The 22,137-nt window shown below is 43.1% G+C and carries 16 protein-coding genes; 9 read left to right on the forward strand and 7 right to left on the reverse strand.

Going from position 1 to position 22,137, the window contains the following annotated elements:
• Positions 1-55 precede the first annotated feature (55 nt).
• From OQ5_RS0112495 to OQ5_RS0112505, 3 genes are all read right to left on the reverse strand, one after another.
• Positions 56-940, reverse strand: coding sequence for a DUF3078 domain-containing protein (locus OQ5_RS0112495; RefSeq protein WP_016777811.1), 885 nt, complete (start codon positions 938-940; stop codon positions 56-58).
• Between the two features lie 302 nt (positions 941-1,242).
• Positions 1,243-2,073, reverse strand: a complete 831-nt coding sequence (locus tag OQ5_RS0112500) for a mechanosensitive ion channel family protein (RefSeq protein WP_016777812.1) — start codon at positions 2,071-2,073, stop codon at positions 1,243-1,245.
• A gap of 178 nt (positions 2,074-2,251) precedes the next feature.
• Positions 2,252-3,277: a TIGR00341 family protein gene (locus tag OQ5_RS0112505; RefSeq protein ID WP_044107845.1), complete on the reverse strand. Its 1,026-nt coding sequence runs from the start codon at positions 3,275-3,277 to the stop codon at positions 2,252-2,254.
• Between the two features lie 131 nt (positions 3,278-3,408).
• Between OQ5_RS0112505 and OQ5_RS23550 the strand changes: the two genes are divergently transcribed.
• The 9 genes from OQ5_RS23550 (at position 3,409) to OQ5_RS24695 (ending at position 16,401) form a co-directional block, all read left to right on the forward strand.
• Positions 3,409-3,567 carry a hypothetical protein gene (locus OQ5_RS23550; RefSeq protein WP_176694086.1) on the forward strand — a complete coding sequence of 53 codons (159 nt, stop codon included), beginning with the start codon at positions 3,409-3,411 and terminating at the stop codon, positions 3,565-3,567.
• A 513-nt stretch (positions 3,568-4,080) separates the two neighbouring features.
• Positions 4,081-7,212: a SusC/RagA family TonB-linked outer membrane protein gene (locus tag OQ5_RS0112515; protein ID WP_016777815.1), complete on the forward strand. Its 3,132-nt coding sequence runs from the start codon at positions 4,081-4,083 to the stop codon at positions 7,210-7,212.
• Positions 7,213-7,231: 19 nt separating this feature from the next.
• Positions 7,232-8,764 (forward strand): RagB/SusD family nutrient uptake outer membrane protein, encoded by a 1,533-nt coding sequence (locus tag OQ5_RS0112520; protein WP_016777816.1) that lies wholly within the window; start codon positions 7,232-7,234, stop codon positions 8,762-8,764.
• A gap of 50 nt (positions 8,765-8,814) precedes the next feature.
• Positions 8,815-10,560 carry a hypothetical protein gene (locus OQ5_RS0112525; protein ID WP_016777817.1) on the forward strand — a complete coding sequence of 582 codons (1,746 nt, stop codon included), beginning with the start codon at positions 8,815-8,817 and terminating at the stop codon, positions 10,558-10,560.
• A 93-nt stretch (positions 10,561-10,653) separates the two neighbouring features.
• The gene (locus OQ5_RS24685; RefSeq protein WP_255297519.1) at positions 10,654-11,637 is read left to right on the forward strand and encodes a glycoside hydrolase family 3 protein; all 984 of its coding nucleotides are present in this window, start codon (positions 10,654-10,656) and stop codon (positions 11,635-11,637) included.
• 2 nt (positions 11,638-11,639) lie between these two features.
• Positions 11,640-12,890 carry a glycoside hydrolase family 3 C-terminal domain-containing protein gene (locus tag OQ5_RS24690; protein WP_255297520.1) on the forward strand — a complete coding sequence of 417 codons (1,251 nt, stop codon included), beginning with the start codon at positions 11,640-11,642 and terminating at the stop codon, positions 12,888-12,890.
• A gap of 36 nt (positions 12,891-12,926) precedes the next feature.
• Positions 12,927-13,733 carry a glycoside hydrolase family 16 protein gene (locus OQ5_RS0112535; RefSeq protein WP_016777818.1) on the forward strand — a complete coding sequence of 269 codons (807 nt, stop codon included), beginning with the start codon at positions 12,927-12,929 and terminating at the stop codon, positions 13,731-13,733.
• A 335-nt stretch (positions 13,734-14,068) separates the two neighbouring features.
• Entirely contained in the window at positions 14,069-15,643 is a 1,575-nt protein-coding gene (locus OQ5_RS22580) for a family 16 glycosylhydrolase (RefSeq protein WP_016777819.1), read from the forward strand.
• A 29-nt stretch (positions 15,644-15,672) separates the two neighbouring features.
• Entirely contained in the window at positions 15,673-16,401 is a 729-nt protein-coding gene (locus OQ5_RS24695) for a T9SS type A sorting domain-containing protein (protein ID WP_016777820.1), read from the forward strand.
• A gap of 262 nt (positions 16,402-16,663) precedes the next feature.
• Here OQ5_RS24695 and OQ5_RS0112550 read toward each other — a convergent pair whose 3' ends face one another.
• The 4 genes from OQ5_RS0112550 to ligA all read right to left on the reverse strand — a co-directional run bounded on the left by OQ5_RS0112550 (position 16,664) and on the right by ligA (position 22,060).
• Positions 16,664-18,061 (reverse strand): COG3014 family protein, encoded by a 1,398-nt coding sequence (locus OQ5_RS0112550; RefSeq protein WP_016777821.1) that lies wholly within the window; start codon positions 18,059-18,061, stop codon positions 16,664-16,666.
• A gap of 201 nt (positions 18,062-18,262) precedes the next feature.
• Entirely contained in the window at positions 18,263-18,853 is a 591-nt protein-coding gene (locus OQ5_RS0112555) for a penicillin-binding protein activator LpoB (RefSeq protein WP_016777822.1), read from the reverse strand.
• A 125-nt stretch (positions 18,854-18,978) separates the two neighbouring features.
• The gene (locus tag OQ5_RS0112560) at positions 18,979-19,509 is read right to left on the reverse strand and encodes a DUF6913 domain-containing protein (RefSeq protein WP_255297521.1); all 531 of its coding nucleotides are present in this window, start codon (positions 19,507-19,509) and stop codon (positions 18,979-18,981) included.
• A gap of 547 nt (positions 19,510-20,056) precedes the next feature.
• Complete coding sequence (gene ligA, locus OQ5_RS0112570) at positions 20,057-22,060, reverse strand: NAD-dependent DNA ligase LigA (RefSeq protein ID WP_016777825.1); 2,004 nt, start codon at positions 22,058-22,060, stop codon at positions 20,057-20,059.
• Positions 22,061-22,137 lie beyond the last annotated feature (77 nt).

The raw sequence follows: 22,137 nt of genomic DNA on the forward strand, positions 1-22,137 counted from the left end.
TTTCCTACGCATCGACCTTGACAAAAATATATCTTTTAGGAGCAGACTCATGATATCAGAATTTGAAATTAATTCCAAAACCGAATAATTGTTTAAACTGAATGCGAGGGCCGTGTTCCACACCATCGTTGTCCACATAGTTAATATCATGGTCGTAGAGGAGTGTGGTGCCGAGGTTTGCCGACAGAAAACTGTTGACTTTAAAGTCGAATTTGGTTTCCCATTCCACATCAATTCTTTCGGGATGGTCTGTTAAGTTCGAGAAAAGGTCGAGCCGGGTTTTGAAATCCACATTTTCTAAGATGTTCTCTTTTTTATAAATGCTTTTCACCGATGCACCAAATTCCGAACGAATGTTTTTGCCGGGTTCAACACCAAAAGCTCCTTGTTGCGAAAGTTCTTCATCGTGTACAAAGGTCATCTTTGCGGTCAGGGGGGACATGTACATCGAGAAATTATCGTTTGGTTTGTAGTCCATACCCAGGGAGAGAAGCAGATAGGCCGGTGACATGAATTTGGAGGTCATAATGGTATTTTCGGGGGGATCTTTGTAGCCCAGGTCCATCTGTGTCTTAAAATCGGCCAATGCAGTATAATACCAGCGTTTGGAAGCCTGATAGCCATATTTGGAAACAACCTGGATGCGGTCTTCGGTTTTGACAGCATTTTCGGAACCTTGTTTGGTCAGGCCATACCCGGCATCGAGAGTATTTTCCCAGGCTGATTTCCCTTTGGTGTAATTCAGAAAGGCATTAAAAAGAAAAGTTCCCGATACGGAATTTTTTCCACCTGCCGACCAGTTGGTTAGCGACACCTGTGAAAAATTAAATGCCGTGTTTCCACCTGCTTTCCAGTGTTTAACGGTGTCTGGTTCAGTCTGGGAAATGGCCGGAAAAAGGCCCGTTAACAATAAAGCGGATATAATTAGCTGTTTTTTCATCCGTATAAAATTTATTTACTAATGTCGAATAGAATTCGCATGATTGATGTACGACACCTTCGGTGTCGCATTTTATTTTGATAACATTTACTATTAACACAGGAGCCTTTCAGGCTCCGTTTCCTTCAGGCAGGATATATAATCGCGGATACGGTCAACTGTTTATAGAATAGGCGTTGGTTTAAAGATTTACGTCCCTCCGTTCGGATCATGCAAATTATTTCGTAAATAAGCTATGACTTTTTACATCAAAATTTTACCTTTCCATCTTTTCACCTTCTGCCTGTCAAACTTTTATTCTTTTACTGCCTGGTCTGATACAGATGTACATCCTGCTGGGGGAATGGAATTGATATGCCTTGTTTGTCAAATTCTTTTTTCACAGTCTCCTGCATATCGAAAAATATTCCCCAGTAATCGGCAGCATTGGCCCACACCCTTACGACAAGGTCAACCGAGCTGTTGCCAAGATTTATTACGCCGATAAATGGTTCAGGTTCTTTAAGTATACGTTCATCCCGGTTAATAATTCCCATTATTACCTCTTTAGCTTTATCGATTTCATCTCCGTAACCAATACCGAAAGTAAAATCGACCCGTCGTTGAGGCTCAGTGGAATAATTGGTAAGAGAACCGGTTGAGAGCGCTCCGTTGGGCAAAATAATGGTCTTTTTGTCAGGAGTATTTAAAATGGTGTGAAAAATCTGAATTTCTTTGACAGTTCCTGACTCTCCCTGTGCCGTGATGTAATCTCCCACTTTGAAGGGCTTGAAAATAAGAATCATAACACCGCCGGCAAAGTTTTGAAGTGAACCACTCAGAGCCATGCCAATGGCCAGACCGGCAGCACCTAACACGGCGATAAAAGAAGTCATCTGGACGCCCAGCATGGATATAACACTGATGACCAGCATTATTTTAAGTGCGATGCCACTGACACTTAAAAGGAATGATTGAAGACCGGGATCAACCTCTCTGGCACTAAACAGTTTTTTCATTCCTTTTATTAGCAGGCCTATTATCCACAGACCAATAATAAGGGTTATGATGGCAAGCAAAAGCTGTCCGCCATATTTAATGACAAATGCCATAATCAGTTCAGGATTGCTAAACCAGTTCTTAACGTTTTCCATTTCTTTGAATTTTTAATAGTAAATAAAAATATGAGCCCGGTCTAAAAAGCATCTTTGTTGCCAAACTCTTTGTTGTTTTAAAATTTTGCATCCTCATTAACAATGAGTTAACTCCGGTACAAAAATCTAAAACGCCTTGATTTTGACAAAAATATGCTTTTTATACCGCACTCATAATTTACAAAAAGTCGAAATTTATGTGACTGTAATATAAAAAGAAGGTAAGAACCAGCAGCAAAACAGCCCATATTGTTATGGCAATTTTTGAAGCGTTTCTGGCTTTTCCCTCTTCATGCCAGTGTGCAGGCTTAATACCCTGTACAACAAATGTTATAACTCCCGCCAGATTAATACAAATAATATTGATAAAGAGAAGCAGTAGAGCTCCTGTTGCAGGCTCCCAAAGTCCGGCTCCGGTTAGCATTCCAAATACTACGAGGGGAGGCAATAGCGCTACTGCAACCATTACACCTACCAAAGCAGAAGCAACGCCTGTAGTAAAAGCCAGCGCTCCTGCAATGCCCGAGGCCAGAGAAAGAACTATATCTCCAGGGTTGGGTTGGGTTCTGGAGGCAATTTGCTGAATGTCGGGGTCTATCTCAATGATCATGCCCAGAATTACTGAAAATACCAGAGAGATACCAATTCCGGTGACTGTTACGCGCAAAGCGTTTTGTGCCAATCGAAAATCGGCCAGGGTAGTGGCCAGCGATAAAGCTACATTGGGTCCCAGAAGTGGTGCAATTACCATGGAGCCTATTATGATGGCTTCGCTGTTACGAAGTATCCCGGTTGCGGCTACAATTGTTGACGCGAGCATCAAAACAACAAATACCCATGTAAGTCTGGTAGAATCTACCAGGTCGTGATACAGCTCTTCTCTGCTGATCCGGCCCTGTTTTGCCTTTTCTGCATTAGCCGTTGTTGAGCCGGGGGCTTCTTCCGGTTCCGGTTCATCTGGCCGTGGGATGGTTGCTTCGACAGGGTAAAGAACAATTCTGAATGTTCCGGTATCCGAGAAATGTCGCTCAAGTCTGGAAATTAGCTGTTCGCTCTCTTCAACCGGTAATAACATTGATAACTTATATCGCTTTTCATCTATTATCTGATCCCAGCTTTCAATCAGCGATTCTCCTCTGATCAAACTGTAAAGTTCATTTTTTCTTGGCGTCGGAATAACAACCTGCATTAATCTTAGAGCCATATTCTTTTTTAATGTAAAGTAGCAATTCTGTATGGTTAAATCAAGTGTAATATTTCGTTGAAAAAATTAACGTAAACTTATTTTTTCGCTAATGCTATTGAAGCAATGACCTTTCTTTCGTTCGGAGGGGAGTGAAGAATGTCATTCTGGTTGCTGGTTGCTGGTTGCTGGTTGCTGGTTACTGGTTGCTGGTTACTGGTTGCTGGTTACTGGTTACTGGTTACTGGTTACTGGTTGCTGGTTGCTGGTTGCTGGTTGCTGGTTGCTGGTTTTGTTCGCTCGGTCTGTGACCATGCCTCATCTTTGCAATAATTGGTTGATTGGTTAATTGGTAATTGGTAATTGATCATTGATCATTGATCATTGAAAAAGACTCTTCGTCGTACCTCTTCAGAATGACAAAAGAGGTCTTCCTGTCATTCAAAAATTTATCACTTCTGCCTTCTGCCTTTCAAACTTCTGCCTGATTCTCTGTGGTGAATTCTCAACCTAATCCTCAATCTTAACCTGAATTGTCTACTGTCCCATGCTCCCTGCTCTCTGCCGATTTAAATGTTAACAAATATTATTTGGTAAATCACTTTTGAAAAAATAAAAGTGAGTTTTACTCACAAAACAAGTGAATAGTAAGTGTTAAATTTAAAAAGTTGATATTCAATTAATAAATAAAATTTGTGTGAGTTTTTTATGAGTTAAAAAATGTATAACGATGAGTTTTTTATGGGGTAAAAATTTAGGAATAGTTAACATTCGGGCATACGTTTGCAACATGTTTTACTAAAAATTTCCAAATCAGTTTTGTTATGAGAAAAACATTAGGAATTTTGTTTTTATTGATGTGGACAACAGTATTGTTCGCACAGGAGATTACCGTTACAGGTAAAGTAACCTCCGCATCAGACGGCTCCCCCATTCCGGGAGTGAGCGTCGTAGAGAAAGGTACAACCAACGGTACGATTACCACTGTAGAGGGGAACTATTCGTTGACGCTTCCGGAAGGAGCAACGATGGTTTTCTCTTTTATTGGTATGAGGTCCGTTGAAGTTGTTGCAGACCAATCGACCATCAATGTGGAGATGGAAGAAGAAGTAACCGGTCTGGATGAAGTTGTGGTAGTAGGTTACGGTGTTCAGAAGAAGAGTGTTGTAACAGCTGCTATTAGTAGTGTTTCTTCTGAAGACCTTGAGAAGACAACTCCATCACGGATTGAAGATGTCCTGAAAGGAAAAGTCTCGGGAGTTCAGATCACTCAGAGTTCGGGACAACCCGGTTCCGATTCCAAAGTGCGCATCAGAGGTGTGGGTACCATTAACAACAGCGATCCTCTTTATATTGTTGACGGGATGGCCGTTGATGGAGGTATCGATTTTCTGAATCCGACCGATATTGAATCGGTAGAAGTTCTGAAAGATGCTGCTTCAGCTGCAGTATACGGAGCACGTGCTGCCAATGGTGTTATCCTGGTTACTACAAAGTCGGGGAAGACCGGAGACGCTCGTATTAATTATGACTTTTCTTATGGCTGGCAGAATCCATGGAAAAAGCGTTCTGTCCTGAATGCCCGTGAATATATGGTGATAATGAACGAGTCGTTGCTGAATGATGGCAATGCACCTCGTTATACACAGGAGGAAATTGCCAATGCCGGAGAAGGAACAGACTGGCAGGATGAAACCTTTAATTACGATGCACCTGTTCAGAACCACCAAATTAGCGTGAGTGGTGGCAACGACAGGGCTACTTATTTTGTTTCTTTCGGGTATTTTGATCAGGAAGGTATCGTTGGTGGTAACTACGATCGCTCTAATTATGAGCGTTATAGTATACGCGCCAATAATACGTATAACGTATTTGATGCCGACCGCTGGTTCCTGAATAATCTGAAGGTAGGTATAAATGCCGGATACTCCAGAATAAAGTCATCAGGCATTGAAACCAACTCGGAATATGGTTCTGTGTTGGGGAGTGCACTTGCATTTAACCCGACAATTCCTGTTTATGCAACCGACCCGGAACAGGTATTGGCTGACCATCCGACAGCCGTTACAGATGATCAGGGAAGGGTATATTCCATTCCTCCGTCAGGGTTTCAGGAGATTGCCAACCCGGTGGCCATGCTTGACGCACCCTTGGGGAATCAGGGCAACTCCGATAAGTTTGTTTCCACCTTCTGGGGCGAACTCGACGTTGTTGAAGGCCTGAAGTTTAAATCAAGTTATGGTGTTGATCTTGCTTTCTGGGGCAATGACGGTTACACTTTTGAACATTTTCTGGCTACCCAGGGAAAAGACATCACCCGAAGCCATGTATATTCAAATATGCACCGTGGCTTCAAATGGCAGTTAGAAAACACACTTACCTATTCGAAGAGCTTTAACGGAATTCATAACCTTACCGTATTGCTTGGCCAATCGGCTCAGGAATATAAGCTCAGGGAATTGTACGGTGACGATTATGACCTGTTGGAGGACAACCCTGATAAGGCCGTTATCGATTACGCCATAGCCGATCGCGATGACGAGCGTGTAGCAGGCGGAACTGGCGGTTTTTCATCCGAAACACTGGCATCCTATTTTGGTCGTGTCGATTATAACTTCAATGAGAAATATATGTTCCAGGCAACGGTTCGTCGTGATGGTTCCTCTCATTTCGGCCCAAACAATAAATGGGCTATATTCCCTTCATTTTCTGTTGGCTGGAATGTTACCAACGAGTCGTTCATGGATGGTCGTCCCGATTGGTTTACCTACCTGAAATTACGTGGTAGCTGGGGTAAAAACGGAAACGAGCGGATTGGGAACTTTGCCTACACCTCTTTGATGAACGGAAACCAAAATTACTATTTTGGTTCAGGTGATTATTCTGCCATGCAATATGGCGCCAGTCCTGCCCGTATTGCCAATCCGGATCTTAAGTGGGAAGAGTCCGAGCAAATTGACATCGGATTTGATTCGCGTTTTTTCGATAGCGCACTGATTTTCGGGTTCGATTATTTCAAAAAGACTACCAGCGGAATGTTGATGGAACAGCCTATTCCTGCTTATGTTGGTAAAGGTGCCCCGATTGCTAATGCCGGCGAAATGGAGAACAGTGGTCTGGAATTCGAATTGACATACAACGGAAGTGTTGGCGATTTTAAATATACAGTGAGCGGAAACGCTTCGTATCTGCAAAACGAACTCATCGATATGGGTAATGAGTCCGGAGAGCAAATCTATCAGAGTGCTGGCGCTACAGGCGTTGGAGACTTTGTAAAAGGTGAAAACGGTGAAGTTTTCCCATACTTTTACGGATACAAAGTGGGAGGTATTTTGCAGAATGAGGCTGAGGCCAATGAGTATAATGAGACTTACGGGCAGAATGCAGAACCCGGAGACGTCAGATTCATTGACATAAATAATGATGACCAGATTAATGATGCAGACCGCACCAAGATTGGAAAGGGAATGCCCGACTGGACCTTTGGTCTTAATGTAAATGCCGAGTGGAGAAACTTTGATCTCTCTATGTTCTTCCAGGGCAGCTATGGCAACGATATTTTCGATTATTCGCAACGTGGCGATATTCCTGCCATGAACCGTCCGTCCTGGGTACTTGAACGCTGGGTTGGGGAAGGAACTTCCAACTGGATTCCGCGTGTAACCCGGGAGAACCCGAACGGCAACTGGCGGTCTTCCGAACTTTATATCAAAGACGGCTCTTATGTTCGTTTGAAAAACATTCAACTTGGCTATTCTTTACCTCAGAATATTTTGAGAGGTGCTGCCATAGAGCGTTTGAGATTGTATGTTTCTGCTGAGAATCTTCTTACTCTCACAGACTATGATGGATTTGATCCTGAAATTGCATCAGGCGATTATACCACTATTGGTATCGACCGCGGTATCTATCCGCAGGCACGGACCATCTCGGTAGGAGCAAACATTACATTCTAACATTTAAAAGAATACAGTTATGATAAAATATATCAAAACAGTAGCTTTTGCCGCACTGATAGGACTTACATCATGTGGCGAAGATTTTCTGACTGCATATCCTACTGCGTCGCAAGAAGCAGGGGGAGAGGCCACCAAAGGTGCCATCGAGGCTAACCTGGCATCGGCCTACCAGATACTTCTTTTCGATAGTTATGCCGATTATCAGTATAACAGTATCGTATTGATGTCTGATTTACGATCCGACGACATATTTAAAGGAGGAGGTGACGCCGGTGACCAGGCGCAGTTGTATCGACTTTCTTTGCTGGATGCTACTCCCAGGGAATTACCCGGCGGATTGTGGAACATTTATTACAGTGGTTTGAGCCGGGCTAATAATGCCATTATTGCCTGTGAAAATGCTGTAGGTGTAAATGAAGAAGATTTGGCCCGTTTGAGTGCCGAGGCACATTTTCTCCGTGCATACTACGTTCACTGGCTGTGGAAATTCTGGGGCAATATTCCCTATTTTGAGGAAGACCTGGAAGCGCCATATATGGCTCCCCAATATACTGCAGACCAAATCTATGCAGAGCTGATTGAGGACCTCGATTATGCTATTGAAGGAGAGAAACTGCCAATGAGTGTTGATGCTGCCGAAGAAGGCCGGGCTACCCGGGCTGCAGCTATGATGTTGAAAGCACGTGTTGTGATGTATCAACAGGATCAAGACCGATACGATGAGGTTTTGGCCGATATGGCAGAAATCATTACCAGCGGGGCTTATGATCTGATGGATAATTATGCTTCTCTTTGGCCGCGCGAAGGTGAGTTTTGCGACGAGTCGATCTTCGAAGTTAACCATCTACCCGAAGGAAAAGACTGGGGCGCTGCCTGGCAGGGCTATGGAACAAACCTTCCGGCCTTTATCTCGCCTAATGAATTGGATGGTGTAGACCTTCTGAGTGGACAGGATATTTACAAAGGCGGATGGGGATTCGGACCGGTTCGTCCTGAAATTCCGGGCATTTTCGAAGCCGGCGATGAGCGTCTGGCTGCATCGGTTAACCAATTCGAAGAGGGAACCTATACCGAGCGTTTTCAAAATACAGGATTGTTTCTGGCCAAATATGCTGCCCGTGACGGGTACAACGAAGCACCTTATACCGTTGATCTAAACTATGAAAATAATCTTCGGATTTTCCGTTATGCTGAGACATTGCTCAATGCTGCCGAATTGATGGCTATGCATGGTGTAACTCCGGTTGAGGGTATTACGGCACAATGGTGTCTGGATGAAGTCAGAAAGCGCGCCCTGAATGATGATTTTGTTTCTGTACCTGCAAACGAGGAGAATATAAAACTTGAACGTCGTCGTGAATTTATCGGCGAAGGAATGCGCTTCTGGGACCTTGTTCGTTGGGGCGATGCTGATGTATTAACTGAAGATATTCCTGAATTTTCAAGCCAAAGAACCTGGGAACCGTATAAAAAATATCTGCCCATTCCGCAATCTGAAATAGACCGGACCGAGGGTGATTTTAAACTGCAGCAAAATCCCGGATATTAAACGAATGATGTTTCTGGTTTAAGTTTTATTATTTCTAAAAGACAATCAAAATGAAAAATATATTGAAAACAGGATTTATGATAGCAATGGCATCGATGCTGTTTGTTGCCTGCGAACCGCAGGAAGACGATGCCCTTGATATTGGTAAAGCTCCTGACGAAAGCCAGGTGGATTTTACCATAACGCAGGATTCTCAAGATGAGTTTAAATATATCTTTGAAAATACATCTTCAGTAACGGGAGTTGCATCCTGGGATATTGCCGGTACCAGAAAAGTCGGAAACAAAGTAACACAGAGATTTCCGCTTCCGGGTGACCATGAAATTACACTCAACCTTGCAACCCAGGGAGGCTCTACGCCGGTTACCAAAGTTCTGACTACTGAAGAGACAGACTATGAATTCCTCTCAAGTGAGGAAATGACATTTCTTTCGGGAGGTGCTGATGCACTCGAAGGTAAAACATGGGTTCTTGACAGCCTTGCCGCCGGACACCTTGGTGTTGGCCCTGCCGGTTCTGAGGGATTGGCATGGTGGGCTGCCGCACCACTTGCAAAGCAGGGAACAGGAGTTCTGTATGATGATCGCATGACATTTAAACTGATTGGTTTTGAGTTTATTTACGAAAACCATGGTGAGAGTTATGTGAAGGATTTCAGGTCCGATGATCCCGCATATTCCAATCCTGAACAAAGGGATACTGATTATAAGGTTGATTTTGATCCTCAACCGGCGGCATGGAATCTGGAAGAGATTGACGGAACCTGGTACTTAACTTTAGTTCCGACCTCTGGTCCCATATTTCCTATTTTTGACGTGGGAGCTGTCGGGAATAAATATAAAGTTCTTGCACTTCAGGAAAACAAGCTTGAATTGGTGGCCGAAGGTGGCGATGGAAATGCCTGGCATTACCAATTTATTCCCGAAGGTTACGTAAAACCCCAGGTAGAATATGAGGTAGAAGTCACTGAAACCGGTAATACCAACGAATATTCTGTTGGCATAACCAATGTCACTATCCCTGAAGGACTTAGTGTCAATAAAGTTATTGTAGATTTCGGAAACGGGACAGTACTTGAAACAACCGACTATACCGAAGTCCTTACAGAAACTTACATGCGTGCTGCGCCTTACACTGTTACTATATCTGTTGTAGCATCGAACGAAACGTTGACATCAACTACAACTATTAATGTAGAGCAAAATCACCCCGATTATGAGCCGTTCCTGCTCGATGCAATGATTGTTTACAACGATTTCAGTGAAATTATGACGTTCCCGGTTGAAGGTCAGGATTGCAGCGTTACTGCTGTTAGCAACCCCGACAGGATTTATCCGAACAAATCGTCAATGGTTGCCAAATATTCGAAGACCGATCAGCAATGGGCCAATGCCTATATGCAATTACCTCCCGGGTACCGTTTCGATCTGCGCCAGCGTAGTACCTTCAAGGTAATGGTTTATGGTAAAGCCGGTCAACAGATTTTACTTAAATTGGAGAATACTGACCTTGGTGGTGATGCATGGCAAACCGGAACACACGATTTTATTTATGAAATTAAAGAAGATAATAAATGGGAGGTTGCCGAATTTGACTTTACCGGTATCGGTGCAGGATGGGATTGGACCGGAAAGCAGTTTACGGATGATGTAACAACTGATGAAAACTTTAATCACGACTATTATAATGTCATTCGTATCATGTGCAATCCAGGTGTAGGAGAGGGAACTCATGAGTTCTACTTAGATGAGCTTTCCGGTCCGCATGTTGAAGGAATAAAATCTGCACAACTATAGAACCTGTAATACGGGAGCGCGGGGGAAAAATCTCCGCCTCCCTTCTAAATTTTCTGATTTTTAAGGGATATGGATATAAAAAAATGGATGTTATTGGCGTTTTTGATAACGCCTGTTTTATTTGGGTGCAAAGGTGAGGCTGCTCAAAATCAACATTCTGGAGATATTGAGCAGAAAGTGCAAGCGCTTTTGTCTGAAATGACTTTGGAGGAAAAAATAGGACAAATGTCTCAGGTTGATCCAGGCGCTTTCGGGGGCATTGAGAATGTGAAAGAAGCTGTCCGAAACGGTCAGATCGGCTCTGTTTTGAACCTGGTAGGAGCCAGGGAAGTGAACGAAATACAACGGGTGGCCATAGAGGAAAGCCGTTTGGGTATTCCGCTTATCATCGGGCGCGATGTTATTCACGGGTTCCGAACCATATTTCCTATACCCCTGGGAATGGCTGCTTCATGGGATGAAGATCTGATTCGTGAATCTGCTTCCATAGCTGCTAAAGAGGCCGCATCAATGGGTATTAACTGGACTTTTTCACCCATGATAGATGTTAGCCGCGACCCCCGGTGGGGACGAATTGCGGAGAGTGGAGGAGAGGATCCTTTGCTCAATGCCATGTTGGCCCGTGCCATGGTAAAAGGATATCAGGGCGATAATCTTTCCGACCCGATGACTATTGCGGCATGTGCCAAACATTATATTGGATATGGTGCAGCTGAGGGAGGCAGGGATTACAACACTACGCTGATTCCTGATATTTATCTTTACAATGTTTATCTGCCCTCGTTTCGTGAAGCTGTTAAAGCCGGAGTTGCTACCGTAATGAGCTCTTTTAATGATATTAACGGAATTCCCGGAACGGGACATAAACGAAACATACGCGAGATTTTAAAACAAGACATTGGCTTTGACGGATTTGTCGTTAGCGACTGGGCTTCTGTTGAGGAGATGATTTTTCACGGCTTTGCAAAAGACGGGAAACATGCAGCCGAATTGGCGATCAAAGCGGGCGTTGATATGGAAATGGCTACCCGCCATTATGCCAATTATGCGAAAGAATTACTGGATGAAGGAAAATAAAAATGGAATGGATTGATGATGCGGTAGCCCGTATCCTGCGTGTGAAATTCCGTCTTGGTTTGTTCGATCATCCTTATGTGGATGAATCGTTGGCCGATTCTTTGCTGGTTCATCCTGCGCATCTCGAAGTGGCCCGAAAAATTGCCGAGGAGAGCGTAGTACTGCTGAAAAATGAAAATCGGTTGCTTCCGTTAAAGAAAGGGACTAAAGTAGCCCTGATTGGACCGATGGCCGACCAACCTTACGAACAGCTTGGAACGTGGGATTTTGACAGCAATGAGGAGGATTCAAAATCTGTTCTGGAAGCATTTGTAGAATATAACGGTTCATCAAATACATTTTTTGCTGAAGGTTTGGAATATACACGCGATAAATCGGCCGATGGTTTTGATGAGGTAGAGCGCGCTATTGCAAAATCGGATGTTGTTGTGGCGGTGGTAGGTGAGGAGTCTATTCTTTCGGGCGAAGCCAGATGTCTGGCAGAGCTTGAGATGGTTGGCGCACAAAAGGAGTTGCTTGAGCTGGCTGCATCAAAAGGAAAACCTGTGGTAATGGTTGTTATGTCCGGTCGTCCTGCCGGTTTATACAAAACACAGCATTTGGCTGATGCCATCATGTATGCCTGGCATCCCGGAACTATGGCCGGGCCGGCGTTAACCAACCTTATTTTTGGAGAAAGTGTTCCTTCCGGTAAATTGCCTGTTACTTTCCCCAAAGGTGAAGGACAAATCCCAATCTATTATGCACACAGGATGACCGGGCGTCCGGCCGATTCTTCAGCCTGGACGCACATCGACGATATCAAAGTGAAAGCAGAGCAGCTTTCTCTGGGGAATACCTCCCATACTTTGGATTACGGTTTTACTCCTTTGTATCCTTTTGGCTATGGTTTGTCATATACTACATTTGAATATTCCGGTATATCGCTCTCATCCCAAAAAATTCAGGAAGGTGATGCATTGGAAGTTTCTGCAGTTGTCTCCAATACAGGAGATGTTGCCGCAACTGAAATTGTTCAGTTGTATACCCGCGATCTGGTTGGCTCCTATACCCGTCCGGTAAGAGAACTGAAGGACTTTAAGCGTGTAACAATCCAGCCGGGAGAAAGTAAGAAGGTGAGTTTTACTTTAACTACCGAACAACTTGGGTTTTACCATCCCAGTGGAGAATTTGTTACAGAACCCGGAGAATTTAATGTATGGATTGCTCCAAATGCTGCAGAAGGACTAAAAGCAGGATTTGTTCTGGAATAACTTTGAATAGTAGGTGTAATTTAAATTATTTTCGATATGAAGTTATTGAAAAATGCTCTCCCGGTTTTTTTATTTTCACTGAGTTTATTGGCCACTGGATGTGCAGTGAATGAAAACAATGGTCGTGAACTGGTTTGGAGCGATGAATTCGATTACGAAGGTTTGCCAGATGATACCAAATGGAATTACGATACGGTCGGAAATTCCTATGGATGGGGAAATAATGAACTCCAATACTATACCGTTGAAAGGAAAGAGAATGCATGGGTCGATGGTGAATTCCTGACCATTACTGCAATCCGGGAATCATGGAACGATTTTAATTTTACTTCGGCACGGCTAACCTCTAAAGAAAAAGGAGACTGGTTGTACGGAAGAATGGAAATCAGGGCTAAAGTTCCCGGAGGAAGAGGCATCTGGCCTGCAATCTGGATGCTTCCCACCGACTGGGAATATGGCGGATGGCCCGAAAGCGGAGAAATCGATATTATGGAGCATGTCGGATATGAGCCTGATTCTATATATACAACCGTTCATACCGGTGCTTTTAACCATACGCAGGGAACGCAGGTCGGCGATGCTACTTATGTGCCCGATTGTGAGGATGAATTTCACGTTTACGCCATTGAATGGAACGAGGAAAAGATCGATTTTTTTATTGATGAAAAAAAGGTCTTCACTTTCAATAATTCAAAAAAGGGACACGACGAATGGCCTTTTGATAAAAGATTCCATTTGATATTAAATGTTGCTGTGGGAGGCAACTGGGGTGGTTTACACGGTGTTGATGACTCCATTTTTCCGGCGGAGATGAAAATTGATTATGTGCGAGTCTATCAATGAGTCGATAAATTATTGAAGAACAGGGTCGAACCGGTGAGTAAATCTGTTCCGGTTATCGGCCCTGTTGTTTTCACGGGTGTTTTTCTGACACCAGATGGTGCAATCTTTAGATACCTTGCTGTCCCTTCTTGCTAAAAGGCAGCAGATGTCATCTGTTATCTAAATATCTAACAACCTAACAACCTAACGACCTAATGACCTAACGACCTAATGACCTAATGACCTAATGACCTAATGACCTAATGACCTAACGACCTAACGACCTAACGACCTAACGACCTAACAATTCTAACCATCTAACACCAAACCTCTGTCGATTTGGTAAACCGAAGACTATGAAGAGAAATTCATTTAATAAAAATCTGAAAATGCCACCATGGGGAATGCCTCCTGGATTGACACTGATAATTTTTTTCCTGGTTGCGGGAATTTCCGGAATTATGGCCCAGGAGTGTACCTATCTTGTTTTTTCAGATGAGTTTGATTATCAGGGTGAACCCAATACCGAACATTGGAATTACGAGACAGGCGGTGGTGGCTGGGGCAATAACGAATTGCAGACTTATACCGACAGCCGGGATAATTCTTATGTGAGCAATGGTACTTTAAAAATTCATGCCAGGAAGTCTTCAACCGGAGTCTGGACTTCTGCTCGTATGGTAACATCAGGCAAAGCTTCATGGAAATACGGTAAGTTCGAAATAAGAGCCAAACTGCCTTATGGCGTGGGTACCTGGCCGGCCATCTGGATGATGCCTCAAAATTCTGTTTACGGTACCTGGCCCAAAAGCGGAGAAATTGATATTATGGAGCATGTGGGATACGATCCCGGAATTGTTCATGGCTCTGTTCATACAGAAGCCTTTAATCATAAAGATGGAACACAGAAATCCGGTTCTGTTGAGGTTCCGGATGCTCAGGTTCAGTTTCATGTTTATGGTATTGAATGGACTCCTGATGAAATAAAATGGTTCGTGGATGGCGAGGAATACTATTCTTTTTCAAATCTTCAGATTTCTTATAAAGAGTGGCCTTTTGATCAGCCTTTCTTCCTGATCCTGAATATTGCTATCGGTGGAGATTGGGGTGGTGCTCAGGGCATTGATCCCGATTTGGAAGAAGCCATCATGGAAATTGATTATGTAAGGGTCTATAAAACTTCGTTGCCCGATTTTACTATTAATGGACCATCACTGGTTCAGAATGGCGAGGAAGTCACCTTTTCTGTGTCTTCCATTGAAGGTGTTTCTTATGAATGGTCTTTTCCTGAAGGAGTAGATATTATTGCTGGCAATACAACTAGTGAAATTACGGTGCAATGGGGAAACAGACCTGGAAATGTAGAGTGCAAAATGATTTCTGAATGCGAAGAAAAGTCGGGAGCGCCTTTATTTGTCGATTTGAAAGTTATTCCCGATGCAGCTCCTTTTGTTTTGTCCGCCCTTAAGGATGACGGAAGTTCTGCATGGCAGATTCCCGAACAATCCATTGAAAACAATTTTTCGTTACAGCCGGATGGAAACGGTGTAAGGGTGGATTTTTCGATCTCCGACCCGGCTGCAAATCCGAAAATCAACTTGCCTATAGGTTTTACTGCTGACTTTGAAGAGTTCAGAAATGTACGCGTCGCTTTGAAGGTTTTGGATGGAGATGCTCCGGGAGTAATGCGTTTCGATTTTATCGACAGCGACGGCAGGGTGAATACTGCCGATTTGTTCAAGATAAGCGATCCTGTCAAGAATAACCACTTTCATATTTATGAGCATCGGTTTATTGGTAGTTCTTCATCGTGGAATATGCATGAGATAACGGAAGTTCGTCTTTATGTAAATTATGGAATTACCGGCAGGAGTGGTGAGGGGACATTTGTACTGGGTGATATCCAAATGGCCCCCGATGGGTTTTTGTAGAACCCGTAATTCCGGATTCTGAACAATTTGTGCTTAACCTAAATACAGGGAACGATGGCTGGCAGGTATCAGAACCTTTATCGGAACAAATCGCTTTGTCAGGTGGTGAGAGTTTGCACATTGCCTATTCAGGGATTGAAGCATCGGATAATAATTATATAAAAATCAATTTTTCTAATCCGATTGATTTACATGCTTTTGGACAGATTAATATGGAATTTGTTCCAGGGGGTGATTTCCCGGGAAGGATGAAAATAGGACTAATAGATGAAAATGGAATTTTGAACAAAAATGACTTGTTTGTTGTGTCCGACTTTTCTTTTGTTGATCAGAATGAAAATATTCTCACTTATGGCTATGGAAAAGTTGATGACGGAGGCGAGTTTCTGCCGTGCAGAATATCGGAAATAAGAATCTGGATGGATAGCGATGAGGGTAATTCGGGTATCGTTGATTTCAGCATTTCAGATATCTACTTTAGCGAACTCGATTTTGGAAGCGGAATATTCAACGAATTGCATTACGAAAGTATTCGCCTCTGGCCCAATCCTGTGAAGGAATATGTCTTTTTCGATCAAAACAATGAATGGTTTGACCGGTGGCAAATATACAATCTGACCGGGAAAATTGTTTCCGCGGGAATATTAAATAATTTTCAGGAAAGAATCCGCCTTTCCGGATTAAGTAGCGGATTGTACTTTTTGAAACTTTATAATAAACAAGGTAATGTGCGGGTCGGAAAGTTTTTTGTGAAGTAAGAACAATTTAACCTGCATTATTCATAAATTTTCGTCCATGCCGATAATTGGGCATTGTAATAGATTATTTATGAATAATGCAGTTTAAACCTTTGTGTCCTAAGGTTGTTATAAATATTGTATTAATTTTGCACTTTCGATTTGTGAAAAGTATAGTTTAGGTCCTCTTTTTTTCATAGCCATAGAGATTAAATATGAGGACATAAAATCCCCTGCATTTTACTGATTGCAGGGGATTGTTTTTTTGAGAAAACAGATTCCCTCAGTACATTTCCGTACTGTTCATCGTATGGAAAGTGTAAAACGTGGTTTGTTCAGGTTCAATTTCCACTCGAATACTGGAGCTGTCGGAATTCTTGCCTGTAAATTGCAGATCGACAAAATGCTCCCCCTCTGGCAGCGATATCCGGGCATAAGATACCGAATGTGGCAAAGATTGCCAGTTGCGTGTATCGGCTCTTTCGGTGAGTGTGTTAACAATGCTGACAATGGTACCAAGATTTTCGTTTTCGTTATTGGCTAATTCTTCCATTGCTTTTTTGGTGGCAACACGCAATAAGGCATTTCCCAGTTCGCGCACCATGCGATCGTGCAGACACTGAAAGGCTATTTTATTGATGTCTTCAGCTTTTTCAAAAGTGATGGTCGTGTCATTGTAAGAGACCATTCCTGTGGAAAACAAAGGCTTACGTTCAATATATCTGGGAAATGCAACACTGAAAAAAGAAAGGTCTTTAAAAGCAGCTCTTTCTCTTGAGGAAAGATGAGAGGAATGATAAGAATAATTAAGCCCGAGTTCCGGATTTCCCAGTGTGACAAACCCGTTGCTGAAACCGTAGTTGGTAATGGTAATGTTCCATTCCGATTTTACCGGTCCCATGCCGTTAAGCCAGAAAAGTAAAAGTTCACCATGGTTCTTTTCCGGTAATTCCGGGGCTTTCATATTAAATTGATTCTCGTATCGAATCACTTCGTCATCGAAACCTGTAAGTTTTGCCGTACGAAGGAGGTCTTTTTTTAGCTGCTCCGGGGCGCCCATGCCGAACAATTCTGAATAATCATCTTCATATACTTCCAAAGCATTGCGGTAGGCAATAAATGCGTTGTTGTAATCTTTGGCGGCATCGTAAATCATCCCAATCAGGTTATGGGCAAAAGCATCGCGCTGGTACTTGTTTTTATGATCCTTGTACTTGTCGTTGATCTGTTGCAGGCGTATGTTGATTCGTCGGGCTTCCACCAGCGCACCTTCCAGGTCGTTCAAAGCAATAAAGTCAAGCGCTTTATAAAAATGAACCATAATGGCTTCAAAATCTTCAGGACGGTAAGGTTTTACCATGGGATTGGAGATCAGCGACAACGCCTCCCATCCAAATTGTTTCGAATAATCTTCAATATAATAATCGGCCTGATTCAGAAAATCAATACTTTTTCGGTAATCCCCCATCATGTAGGCAACAACTCCACGATTCATATAATAGAGAACCCTGTTATTGTTTTGCGACCATTTTGTGTCGTTGGCCAGCATCCGGTCAGCTTTTACGAACTGACCTTTTGCTATGCTCGACTGTACCTGATAGGTTTTTTGATAAAAAGTAGCGCAGGCGGCAATTGCTGCTACCAGCGCTATTGTGAACAAAACCTTCAGATACCGATTCATAGAGGACGATTATCAATTACCAATTATCAATTACCAATTAACCAATTTTTGCAGACCAAACGGCATAGCTGGACAAAACCCGAAACCCAAAACCAGCAACCAGCAACCAGCAACCAGCAACCAGTAACCAGCAACCAGCAACCAGAATCTTTCCAATTGCCTACCGATCTACCGACCTATGCCCGGAAAAGCGTCCGGCACTTAATTCTTTATATACTTTCTGATTTTCTTTTCCCCGATCCAGACAATTTCGCTGGTTTCTATATCGGTAAGCTCCAGATTGACCTGATAGTAGTTGACCCTTTCATTTTTATAAGTATCAACAATGGAAGAGATGTCTCCGTTGAGGATAAAGTCTGCCCCCAGTTCTTTGCCCCAGGCTTTAACGGTTTCGGGCGAAGCAAATTCCTGTTGGGCTGCTCGTTCGCGACGAAGCTCTTCACGCTTGTCACCGGCCTGAACCAGGCGAACTTTCCCGGAGTTGATAAAGGCTCTCTCCACATCTTTGATGAAAGTCTCAGCTTCAATGTGTTCATGTGATTTGTTGTAAACCAGGCCGACGATTACAACCGGTCTTTTACCGTCATGCTTTTCCTGGAAATTCAGGAGCCATTGTGCGTCTAAAATCTGCTCAACCATGGCCTCCGCCACCATTCGGGAATCAGTATCATTCCATCGTCCGCTGAGGTCTATTACTTCTTCGGTACCGATACGTTCAACCTTTCTGGTTGCACAACTTTGCAATATAGCCACCAGGGCAAGCAAAGAGAGAAAATAAATTGGCGTTTTCATATTTATTTTGTTTAAGTTCTGAAAAATGAATGGTCAAATATTTTAGACATTCGCCTGTTGAAAAGAAAATATCTAATATCCAAACAACTACTAACTACCAACTAAAAACTATTAACTAAAAACTGTTAATTCTCCAGGTATCGCTCTATTTGTTCAATAAGTTTTTCCGGTTCATAACCGGGCAATTCAAATGTCAAATCCAATGCATCGTCATGAACCCCGGCAAAACCAATTTTCAACCCGGCCTTAGAAAGTTTGAGAACTGCAGCCGGTGCAAAATCTTTGCAGGTTGAAAACACAAACAGCGCATCCGGGTTAGCCGATGTAAATTCAATAACTTCTTCGCTCTTTGGCAAAAAGAAATATGAAAAATCTTTCAACGTCGAAAAATAGACTGTTTTGTCGCTGATGAAATTTTCTTCCGGTTTTATTGTATTGAAGTAACCCAGTGCCCGCACCTCTGTACCTTGTGCCTGCAACTTTTTAATAAAGGCCTTTACAGTTTTTCGACACCGTTCTGAACCGGCATCAAAAAATATGCCGACATTCTTTAAATCACTAATCTTCTTCATCTGCACATGGCGATGCTGCTTTTTTAGTTGACGTCGCAACAACAAATTCCCGATTGTTTCTCTTTGTTTTCTGAATGGTATCACGAGTGTTAATTTTTTCTATGAATGAGTGCAGTCTAAAAAGCATCTTTATTGCCAAACTCTGTGTTGTTTTAAATTTTTGCATATTCATTAACAACGAGTTAACTCTGGTACAAAAAATTAAAACGCCTGGATTTTGACAAAAATATGTCTTATTATACCACATTCATGAATAAATTTACTGTCAAAAATTATTTGATTCAATGTAAACCTCTGTAAAACTTTTTCAGTTGTCTGGCAAGGTGGAGTCACTCAATTTGGGCGGCTCTGCCTCTCATAATAAAAATTTTGCGTCGCATTATGGCGTCTGCGCTTAGGCTCTAAAAAGGTTGAGCAATTGGTAACCAGCATCCCTAAATACAGCATCTTCACTCCGTCCCCGAGATTCTCTGAAAGGAGAAACCCGGTTCGTGGTTCGCAGTACTCAAGAAACAAGAAATTCCGAAATAGCAACTCCAACAATCTAACAACTCAACAACTCAACAACTCAACAACTCAACAACTCAACAAATTAACACCCCTAACAATCTAACAATCCCAATAAGCAGCATCAGGAACTAATCAGGCTTAAAAACTGGTCCTCGCTTAATATTGTAACACCTTGTTTTTTAGCTTTCTCAAGTTTGGCAGGGCCCATGTTTTCACCGGCTACAAGGTAATCAGTTTTGCCTGTGACCGATCCCGTATTTTTCCCGCCGTGGTTTTCTATTATTTGTTTTAGTTCGTCGCGCGAAAATTTCGTAAAAGTACCGCTGATGACAATGGATTTTCCTTCCAGTCTGCGTGATTCAAGGTTGTTTTCTTCTTTTCCTTCAAGTTTAAGGCCAAACTGTTTTAGTTCTTCAATCATTTTGCGGTTGGCTTCCGACTTAAAGAAAGCGATAATGCTTTGGGCAATTTTTTCACCTATTTCATCAACGGCTGTTAACTCTTCTTTGGAGGCTTTAGCCAGCTTATCTATCGAAGGAAAAGCAACGGCCAGCTTTTTGGCCACCGTTTCGCCGACAAAACGGATGCCAAGAGCGTAAAGAACGCGGGGCCAGGGGACTTCCAGCGATTTTCTAATACTATTGATAATGTTACGGGCTGATTTTTCTCCCAGGCGCTCCAGGTTGACAAGCTGAGAAGCTTTCAGACGATAAAGATCGGGAATGGCTTTTACCAGACCCTGGTTGAAAAGCAGGTTGATGGTTTCGCTTCCCAGTCCGTCTATGTTCATAGCGCGGCGCGAAATGAAATGCTCTAATTTACCTTTGATTTGCGGCGGACAACTTGCTGAGTTGGGACAATAATGGGCGGCTTCTCCTTCGAGACGCATAAGTGGGGCTCCGCATTCCGGACAATTTTTTATGAATTCTATCGGACGACTATTGGATGGGCGTTCTTCCAATACTACACCGGTAATTTTGGGAATAATCTCTCCGCCTTTTTCAACAGTAACAAGATCGTTGATGTGCAGCCCTAATTCCGAGATGATGTCTGCATTGTGCAGGGATGCCCGTTTTACAGTTGTTCCTGCCAGCCGGACGGGCTCAAGATTGGCCACCGGTGTCACCGCGCCGGTCCGGCCGACCTGAAAATCGACCGATAAAAGTCTGGTGCGGGCTTCTTCGGCTTTAAATTTATAGGCAATGGCCCATCGTGGCGATTTGGCGGTAAAGCCAAGCTGACGCTGTAATGAAATACTGTCCACCTTGATAACGGCGCCGTCGATCTCGAATGGTAAATCTTTTCGGTCTGTATCCCATTTGCGGACAAACTTTAATACATCCTCAATGGAGTGGCAGATTTCCATGTGAGGTGAAATTTTAAGACCCCATGATTTTGCCAACATCAGATTTTCGTAGTGACTGTCCGTTGGTAACTCTTCAGCCAGCAGATAATAAAGAAAACAGTCGAGAGGCCTTTTAGCCACGAGAGAACTGTTTTGCAGTTTTAGTGAGCCGGCAGCTGCATTGCGAGGATTGGCAAATGGTGGTTCTCCAGCCTTTTCTTTTTCCCGGTTGAGCCATTTAAAACCTTCGATGGGCAGAAATATTTCGCCCCGCATTTCAAATTCACGAAGGAAATGGCCCCTTAATTTCAGGGGAACAGAACGAATGGTTCTCACATTGCGCGTTACATCATCACCTACAGCCCCGTCGCCGCGGGTAACAGCACGTTGTAGCTTACCGTTTACATAGGTAAGACTAATGGAAGTCCCGTCATACTTTAGCTCACAAACATACCGGAAATTTTCACCCACTTGCCTGACAATTCTGTTGTGGAAATCTCTGAGTTCCTGTTCGGAATAGGTATTACTGAGCGAGAGCATCGGATACTTGTGCTGTACCTGCTCGAATTCCTCTGTCAGGTCACTACCTACACGCATGGTCGGACTGTCAGGATCGGCAAATTCGGGATATTTTGCCTCTAAATCGGCCAGTTCACGCATTTTACGGTCAAACTCCTGGTCCGATATTTCGGGTTGATTCTCAACATAATATTTGAAATTGTGGCGATTGAGTTCCTCTCTGAGTTCGTCAATTCGTTGTCGGACAGCCGCTTTGGTCATTTATGACTGGTTTTAATTTAAATTACACTGGATTGCCGGTTAGCAAATTTAGCTTTTTTGATGGAAACGAGCATGAC

Origin of the sequence: Anaerophaga thermohalophila str. Valhall, assembly GCF_000250735.1 — a bacterium.
Classification (GTDB): Bacteria; Bacteroidota; Bacteroidia; order Bacteroidales; family Marinilabiliaceae; genus Anaerophaga; species Anaerophaga thermohalophila_A.

Coding starts and splice junctions, on each gene's coding strand:
- OQ5_RS0112495 (WP_016777811.1), bottom strand. CDS start 940: ATGAAAAAACAGCTAATTATATCCGCTTTATTGTTAACGGGCCTTTTT.
- OQ5_RS0112500 (WP_016777812.1), bottom strand. CDS start 2,073: ATGGAAAACGTTAAGAACTGGTTTAGCAATCCTGAACTGATTATGGCA.
- OQ5_RS0112505 (WP_044107845.1), bottom strand. CDS start 3,277: ATGGCTCTAAGATTAATGCAGGTTGTTATTCCGACGCCAAGAAAAAAT.
- OQ5_RS0112515 (WP_016777815.1), top strand. CDS start 4,081: ATGAGAAAAACATTAGGAATTTTGTTTTTATTGATGTGGACAACAGTA.
- OQ5_RS0112520 (WP_016777816.1), top strand. CDS start 7,232: ATGATAAAATATATCAAAACAGTAGCTTTTGCCGCACTGATAGGACTT.
- OQ5_RS0112525 (WP_016777817.1), top strand. CDS start 8,815: ATGAAAAATATATTGAAAACAGGATTTATGATAGCAATGGCATCGATG.
- OQ5_RS24690 (WP_255297520.1), top strand. CDS start 11,640: ATGGAATGGATTGATGATGCGGTAGCCCGTATCCTGCGTGTGAAATTC.
- OQ5_RS0112535 (WP_016777818.1), top strand. CDS start 12,927: ATGAAGTTATTGAAAAATGCTCTCCCGGTTTTTTTATTTTCACTGAGT.
- OQ5_RS22580 (WP_016777819.1), top strand. CDS start 14,069: ATGAAGAGAAATTCATTTAATAAAAATCTGAAAATGCCACCATGGGGA.
- OQ5_RS0112550 (WP_016777821.1), bottom strand. CDS start 18,061: ATGAATCGGTATCTGAAGGTTTTGTTCACAATAGCGCTGGTAGCAGCA.
- OQ5_RS0112555 (WP_016777822.1), bottom strand. CDS start 18,853: ATGAAAACGCCAATTTATTTTCTCTCTTTGCTTGCCCTGGTGGCTATA.
- ligA (WP_016777825.1), bottom strand. CDS start 22,060: ATGACCAAAGCGGCTGTCCGACAACGAATTGACGAACTCAGAGAGGAA.